Here is a 25,229-nt window from a genome sequence, read left to right as displayed (position 1 = left end):
TACATTGTAATTGGCATAGTCAATGCAACACATAATCATAAATGAATAATACCGAAATTAACTCAAACGCATTCGTTAACGCTCGAATGACTTAAAACGTGATAAACGATATAGCAGGCAATGGCGTCTTTACTATCATCCGTTTTAGAGTCAATGAGAATAACAAAGTATATAAAGTTTTAATTTAAAAATTGGAATAAAGGCAATGGCGCCATCTCTGCTTGCGGAGATCGGCGCCTTTTTGTTTTTTGATTTCAAAAATAAAAAAGGAGCCAACGATGGCTAATTCTACAGGAACGTCGAATTCACCGACAACGGTCAACAAAAAACCTAAGTTGGTTGTGATCGGTAACGGTATGGTCGGGCACCATTTTATCGAGCAATTATGCAGTCAAGGGCTTCAAAAGCAGTTTGATGTTGAGGTTTTTGGTGAAGAACCACGCCCAGCTTATGACAGGGTGCAACTATCTAAATACTTTGAAACAGGCAGCGCTGATGAGCTGATGTTAACAAGTGCACAAGATTATCTAGATTGGGGTATCAAGCTGCACCTTGATACCCGAATAACTGAATTAGATACACAATCTAAAAGCATTACCACCGAAGATGGTGTCACGAGTCATTATGACAGCTTAGTGTTAGCCACAGGCTCTTATCCTTTTGTACCACCCATTAATGGTAATGACAGAGAACGTTGTGTTGTTTACCGTACCATTGAAGATTTGCAAGATATTGAAGCTGCGGCTAGTCAATCTAAAGTGGGTGTCGTCGTCGGTGGTGGCCTGCTAGGCCTTGAAGCTGCTAATGCTTTGATGGCACTTGGTGTGCAGACTCATGTTGTTGAATTTGCCCCACAATTAATGCCTGTTCAGTTAAATGATAAAGCGGGTGATTTATTAAAGAGTAAAATCAATGATCTAGGGGTTACCGTTCATACCTCAAAAGCCACTACCGCTATTATTGATGGCGAGTCAGCGATGCATCGTATGACTTTTAATGATGACAGTTTTCTTGAAACTGACATGATTGTTTTCTCTGCGGGTATCCGTCCTCAAGATGCGCTTGCTCGTTCAAGTGGATTGCAAATGGGAGAACGTGGCGGTATCACAATCGACGATAATTGTTTGACTTCAGCAGCAGATGTTTACGCTATTGGTGAATGTGCATTATGGCAAAACCGCATTTTTGGTTTAGTGGCACCTGGATATCAAATGGCACGTGTAGCGGTAGCAAGTCTCGTGGCTAGCTTAACTGATACGGCAACATCATCAACTGCCTTTACTGGTGCAGACATGAGTACCAAGCTCAAATTACTTGGTGTCGACGTTGCTGCAATCGGTGAAAGCCGTGGCTTTGAAAATGCCCAGTTTGTGGAATTATCGGACAACCAATCGGGCATTTATAAAAAGCTTTGGTTAGATGAAACGGGTAAATTCTTAAAAGGAGCTGTGTTAGTTGGTGACAATAGTGACTATAACCGTTTGCTTGATTGTTATTTATCTCAGGATGAAATTGAAGGTAATGCCGTTGATTTATTAATGACAGGTGAAGAGTCAGCTGCAGATTTGAAAGACACATCAATTATCTGTTCATGTCACCAAGTCACAAAAGCGGACATTGTGAGTTCTGTAAAAGAAGGCAATCACACAATTGCAGAAATCAAGTCTTGTACCCGAGCAGCTTCAGGTTGTGGAGGTTGTTCTGCACTTGTGAAGCAAGTCATGGATGAAGCGCTTATTGCAGAAGGTGTTGAGTGTAATACCGGCATTTGCGACCATTTTGAGCATGATAGACAATCTCTATATCACTTGTGCCAGGTAGAAGGTATTGAAGATTTTGATACGTTAATTTCTAAGCACGGTAAACGCTCAGCAACAGGTGAAGCATCAACATTTGGTTGTGATCTTTGTAAACCTGCAGCAGCTTCCATTTTTGCTTCGCTACAAAACAAATATGTGCTTAACCAAGACAACAGTCATGTGCAATTACAAGATACTAATGATGCTTATTTAGGTAACTTGCAAAAAGATGGCACCTATTCAGTGGTGCCTCGTATTGCAGGTGGTGAAATTACTCCAGATGGCTTAATTGCGATTGGTGCGGTGGCCAAAGAGCACGATTTATATACCAAAATTACTGGCGGACAACGTATCGATTTGTTCGGTGCTAAATTATCAGAGTTACCAGTTATTTGGCAGAAGTTGATTGAAGCAGGTTTTGAAACTGGTCATGCCTACGGTAAGTCACTTCGTACGGTTAAATCTTGTGTGGGTAGTACTTGGTGTCGATATGGCGTACAAGATTCTGTTGGAACAGCCATTGATTTAGAAAATCGCTACAAAGGGTTACGTAGTCCGCACAAAATTAAGTTTGCTGTGTCGGGGTGTACTCGCGAGTGTGCAGAGGCGCAAAGTAAAGATATAGGTGTGATAGCCACTGATAAAGGCTGGAACTTATATGTGGCTGGTAACGGCGGCATGCGACCTCGTCATGGTGACATATTTGCCACTGATTTAGATACGCCTACACTAATACAATATATCGATAGAGTATTGATGTTCTATATTAAAACAGCAGACAAGTTACAGCGTACTTCAGTGTGGATGGAGTCACTAGAAGGTGGTCTTGAGTATCTACAATCTGTAGTAATTGAAGACAGTTTAGGGATTGCTAGTGAATTAGATGCTCAAATGAGTCGAGTTGTTGATGCCTATCAATGTGAATGGAAAACAAGTCTTGAAAAACCGGAGTTTTTGGCTCGCTTCAATGAGTTTGTTAACCCAGAAGCTAAACCTGAGGGAGAAACTCATCTATACCATCGTGTACGCGAACAACGATTCCCAGTCGATATAGCATCATCTGGCGCTGGCAATATTGCGATTAAAGATATTACTGCTGAACAAAATGAGCAAGAAGCTGTGGAGGAACTAGTATGAGTTGGGTAACGGTATGTAATGAGTCAACTTTGCCTCAAGGAACAGGTGTAGCAGCTTGGGTTGCTGGCAAAGCAGTTGCCATTTTTGATTTAGGTAAGCATGGTTTATATGCTATTGATAATGTTGATCCTGCAACTGGGGTAAGTCTACTCGCCCGTGGGTTAATTTGCGATATGGAAGGAGTGCTTTGTGTTGCATCGCCATTATATAAGCAACATTACAGCCTAGAGACAGGCGTGTGTTTAGAAGATGAAGCACTCGTTGCTTCACCTTACGAAATTAAAAAGGAAGCTGGCCAAGTATTGGTTTTGGCTAAGTCATAGGGACATGTCGTATGAGTTCTGAGAAATTTAATTTATTGTCGTTTTCGGGGAAGATGAAAACGCTGCATTTAAGCTGGATTGCATTTTTTATTACCTTTGTGGTTTGGTTTAATGCGGCACCCTTGTTAAGTGTTATTGCTGATAGTTTGGGATTAACTAAATCACAGATTAAAACCTTGTTGATTTTGAACGTTGCATTAACCATTCCTGCACGGATTATTATCGGAATGGTGACAGATAAGTATGGCCCAAGGTTAACTTACTCTGTGCTTTTAGGTGTTTGTTCTATACCTTGTTTTATGTTTGCAGTGGCTAATTCATTTGAACAATTGGCATTAGCGCGCTTTTTAATTGGCTTTATTGGTGCTGGTTTTGTGATTGGTATTCGCATCGTCAGTGAGTGGTTTCCTGCGAAAGAGTTAGGTACAGCAGAAGGCATTTATGGCGGCTGGGGTAATTTTGGCTCAGCTGCAGCTGCATTTACTTTACCTGGATTAGCCATCTTTTTTGGGGGCGAAGACGGATGGCGATACGCGATTGGCTTAACAGGGTTAATTAGCTTAATTTTTGCATTTGTTTACTATTTTAATGTCACCGATACACCAAAGGGGTCGACTTATTTTAAACCCAAAAAAGCAGGTGGATTAGAAGTCACCAGTAAAGGGGATTTTGCTTTATTGATATTTATGAAGCTTCCTATGTACGCCACGTTAGCCTTGTTAGCATGGAAATTGTCGCCTGCTGGCGTGAGTATGTTAGCAGAGCAAACAACCCAGTTAATTTATGCTGGTTTAGTACTTATATTACTGGTGGACATTTATCAAACTTATCAAGTTAACAAAGATATTTTTGTTAACGAGGTGCCAGAGTTTGAGCGGTATCCTTTTAAACAAGTGGCCGTATTAAATGTGCTGTATTTCACCACTTTTGGTTCTGAGTTAGCCGTTGTATCAATGCTGCCGTTATTTTTTGCTGAAACATTCGGCCTAGGCATGGCGCAAGCTGGTATGGTCGCTTCAAGTTATGCCTTTATGAATCTAATGTCTCGACCTGGTGGTGGCTGGTTAAGTGATAAATTCGGACGTAAGAATACCTTACTAATTTTAACCGCTGGTTTGGCTGTTGGATACTTTGCGGTAGGCCAAATAGACGGTAGTTGGGCATTACCGCTTGCTGTTGTTGTGGTGATGGCATGTTCATTCTTTGTTCAAGGTGGTGAAGGGGCAGTATTTGCTGCCGTGCCATTAATTAAGCGTCGTTTAACTGGACAAATTGCTGGTATGACAGGAGCTTATGGTAATGTTGGGGCTGTGTTTTTCTTAACGGTTTACTCAATGGTTTCAACCTCTGTATTCTTTTACGTTATTGCTATTAGCGCTGTGATTGGTTTCATCACATTATTCTTTATGACAGAGCCCAAAGGTCATATGGCTGAGGTGAATGAAAAAGGTGAAGTCACACTAATTAGTGTTAATTAGATTTTTATCTATCTCAATCACTAACACCGTATCACTAGAACGATACGGTGTTGGTGTTTAAAGGGTTTTATGCAATCACATCTAAAAAACCAAGCATTGAGTCATGTCACTAACAAAGGACATGATAAAGAAACCGACGTTGAACAAGACATTATATTGTCATCATCAGACACTGGTTTAACTTTGCCGAACAATAAGCAAGAACAATTACCAATATCGGGTGCTCTTGAAGTGCATGCGGGGCAATATTCAGATAAAGGCCGAAAATCAGAAAATGAAGACGCAATTGGTATAAAAATTCCAACCGGATTAATGTTAACCACTAAAGGTATTGTGAGTGTTATTAGCGATGGGGTGAGTGCGGCTGAAGGTGGTGCGAAAGCATCAGCTATTAGCGTATCTAACTTCATCGCTGATTACTACTCAACACCCGAGTCTTGGAGTGTTTTAACGTCAAGTACACGAGTATTAACTGCACTTAACCGTTGGTTGTATGGTCTTGGTCAAGACTATAGAGATGCTCGTAAAGGCTATGTCTGCACTTTTAGTGCTTTGGTATTAAAGTCTTGTTCTGCGCACATGTTGCATGCTGGAGACTCTAGAATATACCGATTCAGGCAAGGCGAATTAGTTAAAATAACCCGAGATCACAGCACATCAGTAAATGAATATACAAGCTATTTAACCCGAGCTTTAGGTATGGATGTAAACCTTGAGGTTGATTATAAGCAGCTGAATCTTGAGGTTGGTGACTTTTATTTACTAACAACTGATGGTGTTCATGATGTGTTGACTGATCATGAATTAAAAAAGATGTTAGCTGTATTTCAAGAAAATAATATCACGATCTCAGATCAAGCTTGCGAGCACTTCTGTCAGCAACTCACCGACAAAGCTTTCAAGTTTGATAGTAAAGACAACCTTAGTGCTCAATTAATTTCAGTTTCACAATTACCCACCCAAGCGATAGACGATGTTTATCACAAGCTCGCTAGCCGTCCTTTTCCGCCTCCAATGGAAGTAGGAATGCGTTTAGATGATTACGAAATTATAAAAGTGATTCACCAAAGTCAGCGCAGCCAGGTGTATGTTGTCAAAAATAGCCAAGGCGAAGTACGTTGTATGAAAACCCCATCAGTTAATTATATTGATGATGGTGCATATATAGAGAGATTTATGCTTGAGAGCTGGATTGGCCACCGAATCAATAGTCAACATGTAGTTAAAGTCGTTGATCACCACCTTAATAAGTCGGCGCTCTATTATTTAACAGAATATTTAGAAGGCTTAAGTTTGGCTGACTGGATGGCACAACATCAACGAGGTCCAGTTGAAGATGTATTGCAATTACTCAAACAAATTGAAACAGGCATTCGCGCGTTTCATCGTAAAGAAACATTACATCAAGATTTAAAGCCAGATAATATTTTTATTACTCGTGAAGGGGTGGTGAAAATAATTGATTTCGGCGCTTGCCATATCAAAGGTATTGCGGAAATTACAACGCCGCTAAAACGCGATCAAATTCTTGGTACTGCAGATTACACATCACCTGAAGTGATTTTAGGGTATCAAGCTGACGGGCGTGCTGACTTGTTTTCATTTGCTGTGATAGCGTATGAAATGTTAGCAGGTGAGCAACCTTTTAAAGGTCAGTTGGCAAAATGCCATCAGCGCAGCGACTTCTTAAAGCTAAATTATGTACCTGTTTTCAAAACCAATCCTATGGTTCCGGAGTGGATGGATACCGCATTAGAAAAAGCCTTGTCTATAGAGCCTTCATTTCGTTTTGTTGATACGAATGAATTTATTCATGCTTTAACCACGCCAGCAAAGGCTAAGCCTAAAACAACCATTCCTTTTATTGAGCGAAATCCTGTAAAGTTTTGGCAAACAGTCAGTGTAATTTTGCTTATTTGGTCACTGTATTTATCACTTGTGTGATGAGTATAAATCAAGTTTATTCTGCTCAAATACGTAATCCATTTTAGTCAATCTTGTTTGTCCAATACTTAATCTTGTTTTCCATTCCTGCTTTTCAGCTCAACCTTTCGTTATATGTCATTTTAATGGCGCTTTTCAATATTTTAATTATACATCAATGCTTTATCTTGTTTAGTTTGATAATTCTTTATAGTACAAAAGTGGGGGTTAGGATACATTTTAGTCTATTGGTCTAAGTTCCTTTAATACTCGGGGTGGATTCAGAACACATTATATCGAGTAATACTAAATTCACTGGAAATGTAAAGGCAATAACTCTTTTACAAAGTGAAGGGCAGGAAGCATGGACTTATTCAAGCGTGAACAATTACATCGCGTTAAAACAATAGCAGGGATGTTATCTGTTGCTGTATGTCTAGCTTCTTTTCCTAGTTTCAGTCAGTCAGATTTAAGTGATTTTGATGAACTCGCAAGTGGGACCAATATTGCTCGAGCTGTTCAGGATGGTAGCGATAACTCATTAAATTTAAATCAATCTGGTGTAGATAATCAATCTAGAACATTTCAAAACGGTTTCACAAATACGATAAATATTGACCAGCAAGGTTCACAACATTATGTCTTGGCATCGCAATTTGGTGCCAATGTAGAAGCTGAAATATTGCAAGTCGGTGTTGGAAATGTCGTTTTATCTGCTCAGCAGGGTGAAAACCTACTTTTAGATGTGATGCAAACAGGAACAGGAAACGTAGCTTTAATACAACAAAGTGGTTACGAGAATTCAATCGAGATCCAGCAGTACGGATCTGGGAATGCAGTAGGTGTACTCCAGTGGGGTAATTCGCAACACGTTGAGGTAACTCAGCAATGTTGCAGTAATTAACCTTGATTAAATTAATTAATAATACACAGTAAAGGGAAATACGATAATGAAACATTCTAAATTAGCAATATTAGTGTCAGCTGCGATTTTAGCGTCAAGCAGTGCATATGCAAGTTCTGATAATGAAGCAACCGTTGCTCAAACCGGTAATGGCAATGGTGCCACTGTTACTCAAGTTTTGAACAGCGAAAATAATGATGCATTTATTACTCAATCAGGTGATACCAATACCGCGTCAGTAACACAAGAAGATACTTCTGAAACAATGGGCTCTATTACTCAAACTGGTAATCTAAACCAAGGTAGTATTTTTCAGCATGATGATACACAGTCTGCGACAGGTATTATCAGCACAACTGGTAATGAAAACGTAGCTGCTATCGAACAGCGCTTCAACAATGGTGCAAATGCGGCCTCACTTGTAAATCAAAATGGCGATAACAATAACGCTAATATTTTACAGGATAATGGGGATGCAGCTAACTCTACAATTAATCAAAATGGTTCAGGTGATATTGCGGACATTTATAACCATTGGTCTGATTATGCAGATGCCACAATTACTCAAGCAGGTGGACCTTTGAATAATGCTTCAATTATTCAAGAATCTTCAGATGGTGCAGTTGCTTCGATTGATCAAAATGGTACTGGTAACCAATCAGTTGTTAGTCAAACGACATTGAACTTTGGTTATATAGCTAGTTCTGATGATACTGTTGCTGCTGTTAGTCAAGAAGGTGACAACAATATAGCAAATACGACTCAAACTGGTTTATCTAACGATGCAAATGTAATGCAAATGGGTAACGACAACCAAGCATATGTTACTCAATCTAATTTAAATAATATGGCAGATGTTGATCAAACGGGTGATAGTGGCTTAGCGACTGTAACTCAGGACGGTGAGAATGGCCAAGCAATGGTCGCTCAATCAGGATTTAGTCAAACTGCCACTGTAACGCAATCTGATTATGATCAAATGGCAAATGTAACTCAAAGTAACTCTGGTAACTCTGCAACAGTTACTCAAAGTGGTTCAGCAGCTGGTATGGGTAACTCTGCCACAGTTGATCAAGCGGGTACTGATGATACTGCAATCGTTATGCAAAGTGGTGACTCTAACACGGCTTTAGTTAGCCAAACTGGTTCTAGTGTTTCAAATGACATTAATGTTTACCAAACTGGCGCAGACAACTATGCTGGTGCAAAAACTGGTTATAACGCAGATAACACTATTACTATCACTCAAACTGGTAATGGGAATTCTGTAACGGATAACGCTAATTCTTCAAGTTTCTATGGCACAGGATATGGTGCTGGAACATGGGGTAGCAATAATACCGTTAATATTACTCAAACTGGTAACGATAACAGTGCATATGCTGACGGTTCAAGTAATGGTTCAATGGTCGATATCGTACAAACAGGTGATATGAACGAAGCGATTGGTGAGTCATGGCTTGGTTCTGGTAATGATATCGATATCTTGCAAACAGGTTCAGATCATTTTGCTGACGTTTATGCCAATGGAAGCATGAATACTACCCTAGTTACTCAAACTGACATGGGCAACAGTGCAGTTGTGACTCAAGTGGGTTCAAACAACATGGCAACCGTTACTCAAGGTATGTAGTACTAAAGTATACAAAAGGGATTTTAAACACCCTTTAGGCTAATTGTTAAAGCCAGATTAGCTTGCTAATCTGGCTTTAATGATACGGGTACAGTATCAGATGTAAGTTACTTTGTTTAATCACATGGAGTGTAAGTGATGTTTAAAGTTATCAATTGGATGATAGTTTCACGTTCGCGGTTACTTGTTGATTTACTTGATTGTCGTTGGCCACAAGAGTTCTTGGTCAAACTAGCGAAAGCAACCCCTGCGACGATGAGCTCGCAGCTGTCTGAACAGCAAATCTCTCTTGTGGTTTTTGATTTAGCCACCATCGATTTACAACAAGCTTATCAATTACAAAGGCTCATTGAGAGAGAGCACTATGTTGTCAAAACTGTATTTATCAATTTTCCTAAACAGGTTGACGCTAAATTTTTAATTCATCCAGCAACCACTTCTGGCGCATTTTATACCGATGCAGATTTAGCTGAAATTAGTAGCGGCTTTAATGAAATTCTCAAAGGAAGAAGTGTTATTCCAAATGATTTACATAAATCATTAATGGGCTTTGAGAATGAAGATGAAAGCGAACACCTTACCATTCGAGAAAGAGAAGTATTACAAGCTTTATTGACCGGTAGCACTAATCTTGATATCGCAAACCAATTATTTGTGAGTGAATCAACGATTAAAACTCATTTATACCGCGCATTTCGCAAAATTGGGGTATCTAGCCGTGGCCAAGCCATTGCGTGGGCCCAAACTCATATGCATGAGGTGAGAGTGTGAAGATAACGCTTCCGATTCTATTGTGTTTAGCTTGTGCGTTTGTGTTTACTGCAAACCAGGTAAGTGCGGCTGAAGATAAGAAATTGGAAGCGATATCTGAAACCTCAGGGTTAACTAACCCTGAGATTAAACCCGCTTCTGATGAAGTTGTCCCTGAATCTAAAGCGTCTGTTGCGCAAGAAAACTCTTTAAAAAAATCAAACACCGAAACAGTCGTTGTCAGTGATGCCAAACCTAAACGTGAATCGGACTTGATTGAGGGCTTGATCCTTAATAGAGCGATGACACGAATAGGGCATCAGTTTTATCGTGAATTTGTGAGTGCTTATCGGGATATTGGCGGTGCGACTAAGCATTCGGGAATTACGGTTATAGAGCAAGCTACCGCGCGTAGTGGTAGTAAAATTTTAATCCAACAAAATCGAAAAACAATCTTTGTCACTTTTGTTTCGCCTATTAGTCGAAATTTGGAACAACAAGTTAATTATGCCGCTAAAAGAGTGAATACCGCGGTAATAAAACAAAATGAACAAGCAGTGTTAGGGGCTCTTTTAGATCCTGACCTTGCTCCTGACGAATTCTAAGCAGGGAACGCCAAAATGAAAAAAATATTATTTAGCTCAATTTTATTATTATTTTCAGTTGAGTGTTTAGCAACTCAATTGATATATCAGCCTGTTAACCCCGCTTTTGGTGGTAGTTATTTAAATGGCTCATACTTATTAGCAAATGCAGCAGCGCAAAATGACCATCAAAGTAGCTCTGGTTCAGGATATACGCCGCCCACGGCATTAGAGCGTTTAGCCAGTTCTTTAGAGTCTCGGTTAATGTCACAGTTATTTAATGACGCCGCAAATGGTGGCGAAGGCTACTTGTTAACAGATGACTTTGAAATAAACGTTGTGAATGAAGATGGCGCATTGATTGTTCACATCACGGATATTTTAACAGGCGAAACAACCATCATTGAAGTCGGCGGTATCGTTGATACTGGTACCGGAGGCTAATATGAACAAGATTATTATATCGGCTCTTGTGGTTATGCTATCAGCTTGTTCATCAGTGGATGAAGAGTTCGAGAATATTGATGCAACAACCAGTTTAATGCCGAAAAGTGAAACTTATTACGATTTAATTAGCTTACCTTTTCCACAAGGTGCGATGGTTGCGGCAGTTTATGATTTTCGTGATCAAACTGGGCAATATAAGCCGATTCCGTCCAGTAACTTTTCGACTGCAGTACCGCAATCGGGGACCGCTTTTCTAGCTCAATCTCTTAATGATTCTTCGTGGTTTATTCCAGTTGAACGTGAAGGGCTACAAAACCTGTTAACAGAGCGAAAAATTGTTAGAGCAGGACTCAAAGGCGATGCAAGCAAGTTACCTCAACTGAATAGTGCACAAGTTTTAATGGAAGGCGGTATTGTGGCTTATGATACCAATATTAAAACAGGTGGTGCAGGTGCGCGCTACTTGGGTATCGGAGCATCAGGCCAATATCGTGTTGATAGCATTACCGTTAACCTAAGAGCAGTTGATATTCGAACGGGTAGATTATTAAGCAGTGTGACTACAACTAAATCGGTTATTTCAAAAGAAATCACCGCAGGGGTTTTTAAATTTATCGATGCGCAAGAATTGCTGGAAGCAGAAGCGGGTTACACGTCTAACGAACCTGTCAGTTTATGTGTAGCATCAGCAATCGAAAGTGCAGTAGTACATTTAATTGCAGATGGTATCTGGAAAGGCGCATGGAGTTTAGGTGATTCTGCAACAGGTATGCAAAATGAAACCTTACAAAAATATTGGTTAGAAGCGCATAGTGAAGCCCGAGTAAGCGAAAGAATTAAACGTGGTTAAACCCCGTACTTTTTAATCGTTAAGCTAACACTAAAAAGGTGCCATACGGCACCTTTTTTATTGAACTAGCGAAGGTTTATAGCCATATTTTGAGTTTTTTCTCATCATTGATAGATAAACTAATCGTATCTTTTATAGCAAGTTTAATTGGCATTTTGCCTTGCATTAACTCATCTCGTCTAAACCAATGTAGTGCTAACTCTGTGTCCAATTCTTTAGATTGTAATTGCTGTTCAAATTGGCTATCAACCTGTAAGTCATTGGCTGCAATGAGTAAGTCACCAGCACTTAAGCCTGCTTGATGCGCTGGGCTGTCGTTGGTAACGGTCAGTACTTTGAGACCGAATGCCTCTGCTTTGGTTTTAGCACCAAATGCAATATTAAGCCCTTTAGTTTCACCGCCACCTAAATCAGTAGCCCCGGCACTGGTACGCAAGGTCATGGTGATACCAACTTTATTCAATAAAGGTTCAAGTGGAATATCTTGGGTATTATTTAAATAAACAAATAAATCATCACAGTTACGGTTTAGTAGCTTCTCAATAATACGCTGATGTGTATCACCCTGAGTGCCAATGCCTTTAGCTCCATAGTCATGCCAAAGCGCCAACATGACATCGTTTAAACTGTGTTTTCCCTTGGTTTCAATGCGAATAGTTAAATCAAGGTATAAAGCGAATAAAGCTCCTTTTGTGTAGTAACTAACAATGGCATTGTTGGCATTTTCATCTTGTTTATAAAACTTGGTCCATGCATTAAAGCTTGAGGATGACAGTGTTTGTTTAAAGCGACCTTGCGAACGGTAAACCCGTGTCATAATTTCACTTAACATAGTTAGATATTGGTTCTGGCTGACACAACCACTGCGATAAGTTAATAGATCATCGAAATATGAGGTAATCCCCTCATAAGCCCATAATTGCTCAGTATAAGCCTCTTTAGATAAATCAAATGGGGTAAACTCAGCAGGCTTTATACGTTTTACGTTCCAACTATGAAAATACTCATGACTGCATAACGATAGATAAACGCGATAATCTTTGTTGACCTCATGGGTCATGTTTGTTGGCAAATCTTTTCTTGAGCACATTAATGCGGTGCTTGCACGATGTTCTAATCCACCAAAGCCATTACCTAAAACAGTCGTTAAAAATACGTAGTGATCAAAAGGAGCTTGACCACCAAATAAGTTGATTTGATATTCGCATATGGCTTTTAAATCCTGGCATAAACGCGGTAATGAAGCATCATGTTTACCACTTAACACAACATCATGGGTCACACCGCAGGCTTCGAAACTGGCTATTGCAAGTGGGCCCATTTCTACTGGATGGTCGATAAAATCATCATAATTATCTGCGTAAAACTCACCGAAACCGTATTGTTCACCAGCGGTTCTTTTCATGCTGGTGGCAAGTTTCCAGTCTTTAAGTTCATCCAGGGCTGGTTTGGCTATCGTTAGTGTGTGCTTGGTATGCTCTAAGCCTTTGACACTTAAGAACACGCTACTGCCATTAAAAAAACCATGGGTTGTGTCTAAATGGGCAGAGCGCACAGATAAATCCCAAGCATAAACCTGATATGAAATTTTAATAAATGACTGACTGTTTTTACATTGCCAAGTTTGCTTATCGAGTTGTTCGATTTCAATTGGCGTGTTTTGCTCATCCACTGCGGTTATTTCAATTAAATTTCTGGCAAAATCACGGATCATATAACTGCCTGGAAGCCAAGAAGGTAAAGACAATATCTGTTGTGATTTTGCATCTTGAATAGTTTGAGTGACTTCAAACAAATGTGCTTTAGGATCGATAGCAATGATGTGATAATGCATGAGCAATTTCCAAGTAAGTAGGTGTTGCTGAAAAGAAATAAGAACGAGAAGAAACCCAATGCTGCCAAATTCATTACTAATGTGCAAATCCATCTGTACATGAATAGTAACAACTGTTTATGCTTTTGACTGGAGTGACAAACACTGCAGTTGATACTATAAGATAATCTAGCCAAGCATTGCGATTACCCGCGTTAACTAACACATAATAAAAGGATGATGACACATGGCCGAAGAAACCATTTTTAGTAAGATTATTCGTCGTGAAATCCCAGCGGATATTTTATTCCAAGACGAGTTGGTCACTGCATTTCGTGATATTTCCCCTCAAGCGCCAACGCATATTTTAATCATTCCAAATCACTTAATTCCGACAGCTAATGACATTAAAGCGTCAGATGAGCTTGCGCTCGGACGTATGATGACTGTTGCTGCCAAACTAGCTGCAGAAGCTGGTATCGCCGAAGACGGGTATCGGTTAATTATGAATTGTAATAAGCATGGTGGCCAAGAGGTCTACCATATTCATATGCATTTGGTGGGCGGTAAGCCACTTGGCCCAATGTTAAGCCGTAAAGACTAAGTAGCCATTAATGAAAATAAACAGTGAGTTTTTCCCGTTAACTGAAGTGGCCACGCGTTTTGTTGGCCAGTTAGCACATTGTCGTCGTTTACAAATCTCGGTACTTGAGGCCAGTGAGCACCATGTACTGTTAGAGTTGCCATATAGTCAGGACATTATTGGTGATCCTGATACTGGTGTTATTCATGGTGGTGTCGTCACTACGTTAATTGATACTGCGTCTGGTACGGCAGTGGTCAGTGCGATTTTAGAAAAATATCAATCATTAGAAATATCACCCACGTTAGATTTACGGGTTGATTATATGAAACCTGCAGAGCCAGATAAGCCTATTTTCGCTTTTGCAGAGTGCTATCGTTTATCCTCTAATGTTGCTTTTACTCGTGCAATTGCTTATCAAGACAGTATTGATGATCCCATTGCTCATGCTGTTGGTTCCTTTATGCGTATTAGCCCTGAAATGGTGGGGGAAGAGTTTCGTCAGGCATTAATGGGTGAATCAGATATCAAGGTCAATGAGTTAGCGACTGAGAATGGGACTACACTTACTAAAGAAGCAACTACTCAGGCAAGTCTTACTGATATTGTGGCGGCAGAAATTAATGTCCATGATATTGTAAAACGAGCAATAGACTTAAACGACTACAGTTATTTACTGGCGAAAGTGCCTTATACACAATTCATCGGCATGAGTGTTAATCGCTTTGGTGATGAAATGGTGTTTAAATTACCCGCTAAAGACGACAATATCGGTAATCCTATTTTACCTGCCATTCATGGTGGCGTGATTGCTGGCTTTATGGAAATGTCTGCCATCGTGCAACTAATGGTGTTTATGCAAGCTAAAAAAGTGCCAAAAATAATCGATTTTTCAATTGATTATTTACGAGCAGGTTTGCATCAAGATACGTTTGCAGAGTGTAAAATTACTCGCCAAGGTCGCAGAGTTGCAAATGTGAGTATTAATTGTTGGCAAACAAACAGAAAACAGCTTGTTGCGACAGCAAGAGCGCACTTCTTGTTAGATCAATAATAAGATGACTGAAGCGCTTTAATACCTATGGGATTCAAATTCACAGTGTTAAAAGGATAAATGATGAAGATTTCAATCGTAATAGTAACCTTATTTTTGTTGATGACTGGTTGTGCAAATCACACCGCTGGATTATCAGCAGGATCTAATGGTGTTGTTCGAGTCGACAATAATTCATTTTCCCGAGAAGTTGGTATTGAGCAAGTCAGAGTCCGCACTCAAGCTGATTTACTGCAAGGCTCCGCACTGATTTTAAGTAAAGTTTCTACTGATTTAAGACTGCAGTATAAATTTACTTGGTACGATGCAAACGACTTTACTATTGAAGATGAAGGCGTGAGTTGGAAATCATTAAAACTACACGGTAAGCAGCAAATGCAGGTGAGTGCGTTAGCGCCAAATGCCAATGCTACTCGGTTTGAAGTGTATGTAAGAAAAGCGTTTTCAAATTAATCCTAACGTCACTTGTTTAGAGCGTTACGTGCATCATACTGTGCATAATTGGTGATGATTTAGTGATTCATTAGCCGTTGGTTTTCTTCTCACTGAGTCCAATTTGGCCGCTAAATAAACTCATTATAAAACACCCAATAATCGGGTGTTTTTTTATGGCTTAAATACCACAATTTATGACATGCCTTCGTGCTAGTATCACGCATTTTGTGCTCTTATTAATCATTCAATTGTTTCTGAAGCCAGCTTGTATTGATTTAGTTAATGAAAAGTGTTCACTAATAGTGTCGCACTTTAGTTGAATCGTTTATAATCCGCCTCGCCAAGGGGTGTTTGCGTTTTTTTTTCGTAAACTGAGATGTCTTATGACAAACCCTTAGAACCTGATCCGGCTAATACCGGCGTAGGAATGGGCTGCATGCTTTACTTGCTATTTTTGTCATGGATGCACAAACTAATTCACTATGCTTGCCGGATCTCAAAATGAATATTTGAGGTCCTATGTCTTTATTTAAATCAAAATCGCCTTTGGCGGTTGCCATTCTCGCCGCTTTATCTACTTCAGCTGTCGCTCAAACTGAAAATATTGAACGTGTTGCACCTAATGCCGAAAAAATGGAAGTGATTGTTGTTAACGCTGACTTTAGTGGTGTTGAACTTGAAAAAGTTCCATCGAGTGTCACTGTCATTGATAGCCAACAATTACAAGATGAAGGTGCTCAACATTTCGAAGACGTATTAAATTCAATCGCCAATTTTAACTGGTCTGGTGGCAGCTCGCGTCCTAAATATTTTCAAATTCGTGGTGTCGGTGAGCAAGAAGAATATCAAGGTGCCCCTAATTCATCGGTTGGTTTTATTGTTGATGATATCGATCTCTCGGGTATCGGCATGGTTTCTAGCATGTACGATATGCAACAAGTTGAAGTCCTTCGTGGACCTCAAGGTACCCAATACGGTGCTAATGCATTAGCGGGTTTAATATATTTAAAAAGTAACGATCCGACGGATGTGTTTGAGCATGGCGCCCAAATGTCACTTGGTGATGACGACTTACAAACATTTTCTGGTTTTAGCTCTGGCCCACTGAGCGATTCAGGCAAATTATTATATCGCGTATCGCTTGAGCAGCACTCACAAAATGGCTACCGCGATAATACATATCTTGAGCGCGAAGATACCAATGCCCGTGATGAGTTTACCGCTCGTGCAAAATTACGCTGGTATGCTGCTGAAAATGTCCAATTAGACTTAACTTTACTGCATGCAAATTTTGACAATGGCTATGATGCATGGACATTAGACAATAATGGTTTTGAAACCATTACTGACAAGCCTGGTGTAGACAGCCAAAAAACCACAGGTGTAGGCTTTAAAGCTATTTTCTCTCAATTCGATACATTTGAATTAACCTCATTGACCTCATACGCACAAACAGACCATCATCATAATTACGATGGTGACTGGGCTAACCCTGATTACTGGGCATCAAAAGAATGTCCAGCTTATGACGAGAATTGGGCTGTAATTGGTACTGAACCATGTGTTTATGATTACACTTGGGACAAACAAGGCGATCGTAAAACCATTTCTCAAGAATTCCGCATTAGCTCAAATGATGCAGGTCGAATCTTTAATGATTCTACAGACTGGTTAGTGGGTTTATATGGCATGAACCTTCAAGAAGATAATGACTTATATTCTGAATACAATGGCTGGCCAGATGAAGTGTTAGTGTCAGAGTATGAAGCAACTAACTATGCCATTTTTGGACAAACCGACACTCAGTTTGGTGACGGTTATGTATTTTCTGCAGGTCTTCGTTTAGAACGCAGAGAAAGCGAATACAGTGACAGTAACGGCGATGAGTTTAGCCCAAGTGAGAACATGTGGGGCGGACATTTAGCCATTTCTAAAGTGTTAACTGATGATCATAACGCTTACTTTAGAATTGCTCGAGGTTACAAAGCGGGTGGCTTTAACATGACATTGCCACCTGAATTGTCTGATAAAAAAGAGTTCGATGCTGAAACCTTATATAACTACGAACTAGGTTTGAAATCGACATGGTTTGATGGTGATGTAGCAACCAATGTTGCAGTGTTCTATATGGATCGTCAAAACCAACAAGTTTCAGCATCTCAACAAGATCCTGATGATCAGCAGCGCTTTATTCTATACACAGAAAATGCTGGCAGTGCTAAAAACTATGGCGCCGAGGCTGACTTTAATTATTATGCTACTGAAAATATACAATTTTATGGTAGCGTCGGTTGGTTAGAAACTGAGTATGGTGATTATCAATATAATGATAAATATGGCAACGTTATTGATTTAACGGGCCGAGATCAAGCACATGCACCTAAATTTACTTACAGTGCAGGCATGAGCTATGTGGGCGACTCTGGCTGGTTTACTAACCTAAATGCGAGTGGCAAAAGTGACTTTTATTACTCAGATAGTAACGAATCTAAGTCAGATGCCTATACTATTTTCAATGCACGAATTGGTTATGAATCTCAAATGTGGTCAGCATACTTATGGGGCAGAAACCTATTTGATGAGCAATATGGCGTTAGAGGTTTTTACTTCGGTAACGAACCTGATCTCGATTGGGCCGACAAGCAATACGTAAGATATGGTGACCCTCGTCAATTAGGCATTACATTAGATGTGAAGTTTATGTAGAAATGGTAGATCATTATTGAAGATAATTTCTTTAATAATTACAACAGTTTTACGCTATGTAACAGTAAAATACCGCCATAGTTTGCTAAACTATGGCGGTATTTAATTTAGTGTAATATCGAGGAATGTAGAATGAAATTAACTGCTGAAATCAGTATGTACCCGTTTAACGAAAACTACTTAGATCCCATTAAATGGTTTATAGGCCGTGTAGACAGTTATAGCAATATTGAAAGAAAAACCAATGCGATGGCCACCCAAGTATGTGGTGAATATGCAGATGTGATGTCTATGCTCGCTGTAGAAATGGAAGCTGCTCACCAAAAGTGGGGCAAAGCGGTATTTGTGTGTAAGTTCATCGGTGGTGAGCTGGATTTAAGTCACACTGAATAATTAAAAAACTGCTGTATTAGCAAATAATAAGAAGTTAACACTATGCTTGATGAGATTTCACAACCAATACAAACGGCGATATCTGAAGCGTCAGCAATGACCGGATGGGAGGCTATTGCGGTTATATTGGCGATCGCCTATTTAGTCCTGGCCATGAGAACGAATATCTGGTGCTGGGCTGCGGCGTTTGTCAGCACGGCAATATACACAGTGTTGTTTTGGAAAGTCTCATTATTAATGGAGTCGGTGTTAAACGTTTATTATATGGCGATGGCGGTTTATGGTTTTTGGCTATGGCGATACGGTCAAAAAGAGACTGACAATACCGAGCTACCTATTGTCAGTTGGTCATTACAAACTCACCTAATAATTATTGGTGTGACTACTGTTATAGCTTTGGTTGTCGGCTACCTTATGGCAAATAACACCTCAGCATCGTTTCCTTACCTTGATGCATTAACAACATGCTTTGCAGTAATGACGACTTACTTAGTGGCTAAAAAAGTGATTGAAAACTGGTATTACTGGATGGTGATTAACTCGCTGTCGATTTATTTATATTTGCAAAAAGGCTTAATGCTAACGTCTGGTTTATTGATTTTATATCTCTTTATGGCCATTAGCGGTTACTTCATGTGGCGTAAAAAAATGCAGCAAGATAATGGTGTCACATCCATATCACTTAATAAAAGTGCCTGTTAATCATTGTTATGAACAAGGATGAACCTTGGGAATATCTACCAAATGCACTAAAGCAGGCCTTACCGCCAGCATTAGCATTATTGATTAGCCAACAATGTACTCGGGTTGAAAAGTTATCTACTGGACTCAGTAACACGAATTATCATTTGCACATGGATGGCAAAGATTGGGTTGTTAGAGATAATCTATCCATAGCACAGTGGTGTGATAGAAATAATGAAGTCGATTGCTGGAAAAATGTCGCGGCGATGTCCATTGCGCCCACATTATTATGGATCAGTGACGACAAACGTTTTTATATCAGTGAGTTTATTCAGCAGGTGCAATTTGACTGGTCAACCATTTACGATGAGTTTGGTTTTAACCAGCCTCTAAGGCCTACTCAGTCAATTTACCCCGTCGATCCCGTCCCATTACTATTGCAATTACTCAATCAGCTTATAACACTACCATTACCTGACAAAGTGGTGAGCTTGTCAGGGCAGTGGCAAATATATCTTGATGATTTACTTCGTCTCGCGCAATCTCAGCAGGCAGGATTATTAACCCAATATCATGCAGATTGGCGCGCTAACTTTCAGCAATTATTAGCTATGCAGCCACAAATGGATGTTTGGGTTAATGATGCCGAGTCTTGTTTAATTTCACCACAATTTTGTCATCGTGATTTAACGCCTTTTAATCTTTTACTTAAGCAAGACAAACTGGTTTGCATCGATTTTGAATATTGCGCGACCAGTCATCCGATGTTTGATCTCGCCTCGGTGATTGCTTCTCATCCTTTAACACCACAACAAACGGATGAGCTAACATCACAATACTTGTCATTACACCCTAATTTATCGGTTCATGCGCCAAAATTCATGCTTCAAATGATGAACATATTTTGGATGTATTCTGCAGCTTGGGCGTTAATGATGGCAGGCAGGAGCTTGTTAGATGCCAAAGAGCACGATGAAGAAATTGCATCATATTTTATCTTGTTCAACAAATACCTATCTTTAATCTCATAAGCCTATTATTCTTAATTTAGTATCGCTAATTAGGGAGAATGCAAGTTGAAAAAGTCATTGATTCCATTGTTGCTGGTGATGTTTCTGGCGGGTTGTTCCACCAAATTTAGTTATTTTTTTCTTGATTGGGCTATTGAGTGGCGAGTTGAAGAATACGTTACCTTCGATGATGAGCAGCAAGAAAAGTTTGATGTATTACTGGATAAATTTCTGGTTTGGCATCAAAAAGATGAATTAGTTCGATACAGTAGTCAATTAACATCCTTATCAGTCGCCATCGAAAATCAAACCTTAACGCCCGAAATGTGGCAGCAACAAGTTGTTGACGCTAAAGCGCATTGGTTTCGTATTTTTAATTTTGTGTTACCTGATTTATTACCGATTTTATCCAGCTTTAGTGATGAACAAGCAGATGAGCTAATTGCTCAGCTCAAGAAAGATAACCAAGAACTTAACCAAAAGTATGCAGGTAAAACTCAACTACAATTAGTTAACGAATCAAATGAAAAGCTTCAAGACCGTATGGATGATTGGTTAGGTTCAGTATCTGATGAACAAGCAGCATTAGTTGCTGAATATAATCAACAACGTGTGGCGACCTTGGATATGTGGTTAGAGTACCGTTTAGATTGGTTAAGGCAATTTCAAGTTGCAATCGAGCAGAGGGATGAAACGGCATTACTTGAACAAAGAATGCGTCTATTAATGACCAATCCTGATGAATTAAAATCTGCAGCTTATCAACAACATGTGGATCAAAATACCCAATTATTTGGCCAACTTATTAATAAAATCAACCAAAGTTTAAGTCCTAAACAGCGTAAACATTTTACTCGTAAGATGTCTGAATTAATTGAAGATTTAAGTGACTTATCTAAAGAAATTAAATAAACCTCACTATGTGAAATGCATTTTTAGTAGTGGTAATTGAAAGTTTTTTTCTACGTATTAGGTCTAGTGAGACAGAAGATACAATTTAAAGGAATGAACATGGTAAATTTATACCAACAATTTTTAGGATTTTTGAAGCATATTGAAGGCTTAGCCCCATTAGCACTTAGAATTTATTTAGCGCCAGTGTTAATGCAAGCTGGTTATAACAAACTATCTCACTTTAGCGATACAGCAGCTTGGTTCGGTAATCCAGACTGGGGCTTGGGGTTACCTTTTCCTGAAGTGATGACCGCATTGGCTGCAGGGACAGAGTTTTTTGGTGGATTTTTATTGTTAATAGGTCTGGCGACGCGATTAGTTGCGATTCCAATGATGTTCACTATGTTTGTGGCGGCGTTTGCTGTACATATTGATAATGGCTGGCTTGCTATAGCGGATGCGAGTTCATGGTTAGCGAATGATAATGTTGCTGCGTCCGCAGAAAAACTGGCGGCAGCCAAGTCGATTCTTCAGCAGCATGGTAATTATGACTGGCTGACGAGCTCAGGTAACTTCGTCATACTTAATAACGGTATTGAATTTGCCATTACGTATTTGTTCATGTTGCTTGCATTACTTATGCTTGGCGGTGGTCGCTACACCAGTGTTGATCACTTTATTGGCAAACGATTTTTATCTTAATCTGCCTTTTCTGAAAAACAATGCGATTAAAAAATCCCACGTTAATGTGGGATTTTTGTTAATATCTTCCTGAATTCAGTAAAAAGGACACTCCATTGGACGCATCAGAATTATTACTTACTCGTCAATCTACACCACGATTAACCCTACCAGCACCGAGTGAATCTCAGCTTGATTTTATTCTTAACGCAGCGGCTCGGGTTCCCGATCATGCAGCATTGACGCCTTGGGAGTTTATTATTGCTACCGGTGATGGTTTGGATAAACTGGCTGAAGCGTTTGTAGAAGATGCAATAGCTAAAAACAAAGATGAAGCTTATATAGCGAAAGCAAAAGTGATGCCGCATCGCGCACCAATGGTCATTACGGTTGCCACCAAACAGCATGAGCATCCTAAAGTTCCGGTATTAGAGCAGCATATAGCAGCAGGTTGCGCCACGATGGCTATGCAGCAAGCTGCATTTTCGTTGGGATTGGGTGCAGTGTGGCGAACGGGCAGTTTTGCATTTAGTGACATTGTGAATAAAGCGCTTGGCTTAAATGCTGATGATCAAATCGTCGGTTTTTTATATATAGGTACACCAGCAGTTAAAGCACCGGTTAAGCCATTAAAACCAGGCCGTCAATTTACCCGTTATTTATAGGTGAAAGTAAATTGTGAATAATAAGTGGCGCAACAGATGGTTAGCCACTTATTAAGTTATTCTCTCGGATCTAACGAGTCTAGCGGCAGTAGGTTTTGAAACAGGTAATAGCCTAGAGGCCCAAAAAATAGGCTTATGGTGCCCCATACATAACGTTTAACGTCGTCAATATGAGCCCCAGTAGTGATTGCGCGATAGCAAAACATAATGTGCAACATGATCAGTAATATGATCAGTAGCACAACCAAATCCATTTGTTCCATGTCTACATCCTTGAGCGCTGCAAAAAGACTAACTTAAGCTTAATCCTATTTTACTATTTAGCAGCTATTTCAATATAAAATCCATCTTATAGATGACATAAACTACTGCAGTCATTATTCATAATTCAAGGATGTTTGTGCATATATATACAAAAGGTTGATTTATCGTTGATTAAATAACCAATCTATCGAGCTTTTGGAATAATGGAGCTAACTATCTGATTTTAATCTTGTCTGTTTATTGGTGTCATCAAGCCATAATGGATACTTCATCATCACAGCTTTAAACAACTCACTTTCCATATGCGCAGTCAGCCAACGTCTAACATGTTGATATGGACTTTGCTCAAACCAAGATTTATTGACGTGAGCAAACTGTCTAATAAATGGAAAAATAGCGAAATCGGCAAATGTCGGTGTATCTGCCATTAATTGATTTTTATCAGTTAAATGTTCTTCTAGGCACTGAATAAATTCGCAAGCCCGATCGCGATAATATATTTCATCAAACTCTGGATGCCTGTCTGCATATTTATATTTATCTAACCAAGGTTTGAACTCAATGTCATTTTTGCTAATCAGCTTTTCAGTACTTTCATCATCTAATGATTCAAGTAGCGAGATATAAGCATTGCCGCATAAGTATTCAGAGCACTTATCAGGGTAGTTTGATAAAGAAAAACGGGCAATATCAAGACTTTCTTCCAATATATTTTCAGCGCGATTAGTACTTTTGTCCTCACTTTCCCCAGCTGAAACATCGTGATGTGCATTAATTACCAACACAGGAACTGTTCCTTTAGGCGAAACAGCCAGCATGGCTTCGGGTTTATTACGCAGTTCAATTTCTCTTACATCTGGGTTGAGTGCTGATAAATGCAAGCCTAATCTGGCTCTCATTGCATAAGGACAACGTCTGAAACTGTATAAAATCATGAGGGTAGACTTCTTTATAGGGCATAGTATTGAGTCATTTGGCAGTATTTTAAGTCCTTATGGCGATAATTGTTAGTTAAAAACTGCGATGGCGATTTTTTATTTGTGATCTAAGTCTTATTTATTTGGCTTTGATGCTGTGAGCAAGGTACAATTCTGCGCTTTTATTTGATAACGATCACCATCTTGCGGTTGCCAGACGGTATTGGAAACAATAATTCGGTTAATTATTCACTAAACATGCACTGGAAATTAAGTTTCAGCTAGCGGAGAGAAACATGTCACAAGTTGTCGTATGTGCCTTATATAAATTTGTAGCCTTACCCCATTACGAAGCGATTCGTGCTCCTTTATTAGATAAAATGGAATCCTCTGAAATCCGAGGTACTTTACTGCTGGCAAAAGAAGGTATCAACGGGACCGTAGCAGGTTCGCAACAAGCTATAGATGGGCTTCTTGAATGGTTGGCAACACAAGACGGGTTAGCTGATATTGTTTACAAGTTATCTTTTGATGACAACATGCCGTTTTATCGCACCAAAGTGAAATTAAAAAAAGAAATTGTCACCATGGGTGTAGAAGGTATTGATCCCCGTGAAGTGGTTGGCACTTACGTTAAACCAAAAGATTGGAATCAACTTATATCTGATCCTGAAGTGCTATTAGTCGATACCCGAAATGACTATGAAGTACAAATTGGCACCTTTAAAAATGCTGTTAACCCGGTTACCGAGACGTTTAGAGAGTTTCCTGAGTACGTAAAAGAAAACCTTGATCCAAATAAACACAAAAAAGTCGCCATGTTTTGTACCGGTGGTATCCGCTGCGAAAAATCGACAGCTTATCTAAAAGAGCAAGGCTTTGATGAAGTTTATCATCTTGAAGGTGGCATCCTAAAATATCTAGAAGAAGTAAAGCCTGAACAAAGTTTATGGGAAGGTGAGTGCTTTGTTTTTGATAACCGCGTTGCAGTTAACCATCAGCTTGAAAAAGGGGGTTATGACCAATGTAATGCGTGTCGTATGCCAATCACCCAAGAAGAAATGCAAACAGAAGCATATGTTCAAGGGGTAAGTTGCCCGCACTGTATAGATAAAATTTCAGATGAGCAACGTCAGCGCTTTATTGAACGTGAACGCCAAGTTCAACTAGCAAAACAACGTGGTGAGGCGCATATTGGTAGTGAAGTAAAACAAGTCATTGCACAACGCCGGAAACAAAAAGAAACCCAAAAACAAGCGCAAAACGAAAGCTAGTTAAAGCGCTCTTTATATCAGTTTGCTT

24 protein-coding genes and 1 riboswitch are annotated in these 25,229 nt (G+C 39.6%); of the genes, 21 read left to right on the top strand and 3 right to left on the bottom strand.

Features of this window, described 5'->3' with window-relative positions:
* Positions 1 to 278: 278 nt before the first annotated feature.
* From nirB to AB4128_RS19830, 10 genes are all read left to right on the top strand, one after another.
* Positions 279 to 2,936 (top strand): nitrite reductase large subunit NirB, encoded by a 2,658-nt coding sequence (gene nirB / locus AB4128_RS19875; RefSeq protein WP_372038722.1) that lies wholly within the window; start codon positions 279 to 281, stop codon positions 2,934 to 2,936.
* Positions 2,933 to 3,259, top strand: a complete 327-nt coding sequence (gene nirD / locus AB4128_RS19870; RefSeq protein ID WP_055024378.1) for a nitrite reductase small subunit NirD — start codon at positions 2,933 to 2,935, stop codon at positions 3,257 to 3,259. The genes nirB and nirD overlap by 4 nt, the downstream gene beginning before the upstream one ends.
* Before the next feature lie 11 nt (positions 3,260 to 3,270).
* Positions 3,271 to 4,737, top strand: coding sequence for a NarK family nitrate/nitrite MFS transporter (locus tag AB4128_RS19865; protein WP_055024379.1), 1,467 nt, complete (start codon positions 3,271 to 3,273; stop codon positions 4,735 to 4,737).
* Between the two features lie 69 nt (positions 4,738 to 4,806).
* Positions 4,807 to 6,681: a protein kinase domain-containing protein gene (locus tag AB4128_RS19860; protein ID WP_372038721.1), complete on the top strand. Its 1,875-nt coding sequence runs from the start codon at positions 4,807 to 4,809 to the stop codon at positions 6,679 to 6,681.
* A 343-nt stretch (positions 6,682 to 7,024) separates the two neighbouring features.
* Complete coding sequence (locus AB4128_RS19855) at positions 7,025 to 7,564, top strand: hypothetical protein (RefSeq protein ID WP_055024380.1); 540 nt, start codon at positions 7,025 to 7,027, stop codon at positions 7,562 to 7,564.
* 46 nt (positions 7,565 to 7,610) lie between these two features.
* A complete protein-coding gene (locus AB4128_RS19850) occupies positions 7,611 to 9,197 on the top strand; it encodes a beta strand repeat-containing protein (RefSeq protein ID WP_372038720.1) in 1,587 nt (528 codons plus the stop codon).
* 138 nt (positions 9,198 to 9,335) lie between these two features.
* Positions 9,336 to 9,968: a LuxR C-terminal-related transcriptional regulator gene (locus AB4128_RS19845; protein WP_055024382.1), complete on the top strand. Its 633-nt coding sequence runs from the start codon at positions 9,336 to 9,338 to the stop codon at positions 9,966 to 9,968.
* Entirely contained in the window at positions 9,965 to 10,552 is a 588-nt protein-coding gene (locus AB4128_RS19840; protein WP_244899790.1) for a curli production assembly/transport protein CsgE, read from the top strand. The genes AB4128_RS19845 and AB4128_RS19840 overlap by 4 nt, the downstream gene beginning before the upstream one ends.
* Before the next feature lie 15 nt (positions 10,553 to 10,567).
* Positions 10,568 to 10,975 (top strand): curli assembly protein CsgF, encoded by a 408-nt coding sequence (locus tag AB4128_RS19835; protein ID WP_055024383.1) that lies wholly within the window; start codon positions 10,568 to 10,570, stop codon positions 10,973 to 10,975.
* 1 nt (position 10,976) lies between these two features.
* The gene (locus AB4128_RS19830) at positions 10,977 to 11,828 is read left to right on the top strand and encodes a CsgG/HfaB family protein (protein ID WP_055024384.1); all 852 of its coding nucleotides are present in this window, start codon (positions 10,977 to 10,979) and stop codon (positions 11,826 to 11,828) included.
* 76 nt (positions 11,829 to 11,904) lie between these two features.
* Here AB4128_RS19830 and AB4128_RS19825 read toward each other — a convergent pair whose 3' ends face one another.
* Positions 11,905 to 13,662 carry a M61 family metallopeptidase gene (locus AB4128_RS19825; protein WP_372038719.1) on the bottom strand — a complete coding sequence of 586 codons (1,758 nt, stop codon included), beginning with the start codon at positions 13,660 to 13,662 and terminating at the stop codon, positions 11,905 to 11,907.
* A 226-nt stretch (positions 13,663 to 13,888) separates the two neighbouring features.
* Between AB4128_RS19825 and hinT the strand changes: the two genes are divergently transcribed.
* The 10 genes from hinT (at position 13,889) to AB4128_RS19775 (ending at position 22,746) form a co-directional block, all read left to right on the top strand.
* Positions 13,889 to 14,245 (top strand): purine nucleoside phosphoramidase, encoded by a 357-nt coding sequence (hinT, locus tag AB4128_RS19820; protein WP_055024386.1) that lies wholly within the window; start codon positions 13,889 to 13,891, stop codon positions 14,243 to 14,245.
* 10 nt (positions 14,246 to 14,255) lie between these two features.
* Positions 14,256 to 15,278, top strand: a complete 1,023-nt coding sequence (locus AB4128_RS19815) for a PaaI family thioesterase (RefSeq protein ID WP_372038717.1) — start codon at positions 14,256 to 14,258, stop codon at positions 15,276 to 15,278.
* 60 nt (positions 15,279 to 15,338) lie between these two features.
* A complete protein-coding gene (locus AB4128_RS19810) occupies positions 15,339 to 15,731 on the top strand; it encodes a YcfL family protein (protein ID WP_080915507.1) in 393 nt (130 codons plus the stop codon).
* Positions 15,732 to 16,046: 315 nt separating this feature from the next.
* Positions 16,047 to 16,158: riboswitch (TPP riboswitch) on the top strand.
* Between the two features lie 74 nt (positions 16,159 to 16,232).
* Entirely contained in the window at positions 16,233 to 18,419 is a 2,187-nt protein-coding gene (locus AB4128_RS19805) for a TonB-dependent receptor (protein ID WP_372038716.1), read from the top strand.
* A gap of 132 nt (positions 18,420 to 18,551) precedes the next feature.
* Positions 18,552 to 18,812, top strand: coding sequence for a YkoF family thiamine/hydroxymethylpyrimidine-binding protein (locus tag AB4128_RS19800; RefSeq protein WP_055024389.1), 261 nt, complete (start codon positions 18,552 to 18,554; stop codon positions 18,810 to 18,812).
* Between the two features lie 42 nt (positions 18,813 to 18,854).
* A complete protein-coding gene (pnuC, locus tag AB4128_RS19795; protein ID WP_372038715.1) occupies positions 18,855 to 19,514 on the top strand; it encodes a nicotinamide riboside transporter PnuC in 660 nt (219 codons plus the stop codon).
* Positions 19,515 to 19,522: 8 nt separating this feature from the next.
* Entirely contained in the window at positions 19,523 to 20,527 is a 1,005-nt protein-coding gene (locus tag AB4128_RS19790) for a phosphotransferase (protein ID WP_372038714.1), read from the top strand.
* 45 nt (positions 20,528 to 20,572) lie between these two features.
* Positions 20,573 to 21,418, top strand: a complete 846-nt coding sequence (locus tag AB4128_RS19785) for a DUF6279 family lipoprotein (protein WP_372038712.1) — start codon at positions 20,573 to 20,575, stop codon at positions 21,416 to 21,418.
* Between the two features lie 93 nt (positions 21,419 to 21,511).
* On the top strand, positions 21,512 to 22,102 hold the full coding sequence (locus AB4128_RS19780; protein WP_055024393.1) for a DoxX family protein: 591 nt from the start codon (positions 21,512 to 21,514) through the stop codon (positions 22,100 to 22,102).
* A gap of 95 nt (positions 22,103 to 22,197) precedes the next feature.
* A complete protein-coding gene (locus AB4128_RS19775) occupies positions 22,198 to 22,746 on the top strand; it encodes an NAD(P)H nitroreductase (protein ID WP_055024394.1) in 549 nt (182 codons plus the stop codon).
* A 56-nt stretch (positions 22,747 to 22,802) separates the two neighbouring features.
* On the opposite strand, the gene AB4128_RS19770 is transcribed toward AB4128_RS19775, so the two are convergent.
* Entirely contained in the window at positions 22,803 to 23,009 is a 207-nt protein-coding gene (locus tag AB4128_RS19770) for a hypothetical protein (protein ID WP_055024395.1), read from the bottom strand.
* 210 nt (positions 23,010 to 23,219) lie between these two features.
* On the bottom strand, positions 23,220 to 23,945 hold the full coding sequence (locus AB4128_RS19765; RefSeq protein WP_372038711.1) for a glutathione S-transferase: 726 nt from the start codon (positions 23,943 to 23,945) through the stop codon (positions 23,220 to 23,222).
* A 278-nt stretch (positions 23,946 to 24,223) separates the two neighbouring features.
* Between AB4128_RS19765 and AB4128_RS19760 the strand changes: the two genes are divergently transcribed.
* Positions 24,224 to 25,201, top strand: a complete 978-nt coding sequence (locus AB4128_RS19760; RefSeq protein WP_372038710.1) for a rhodanese-related sulfurtransferase — start codon at positions 24,224 to 24,226, stop codon at positions 25,199 to 25,201.
* The last annotated feature ends 28 nt before the right edge of the window (positions 25,202 to 25,229 follow it).

Source organism: Shewanella sp. 10N.286.52.A9 (genome assembly GCF_041468985.1).
Classification (GTDB): domain Bacteria; phylum Pseudomonadota; class Gammaproteobacteria; order Enterobacterales; family Shewanellaceae; genus Shewanella; species Shewanella japonica.
This window is presented reverse-complemented; position numbering and strand designations above follow the sequence as displayed.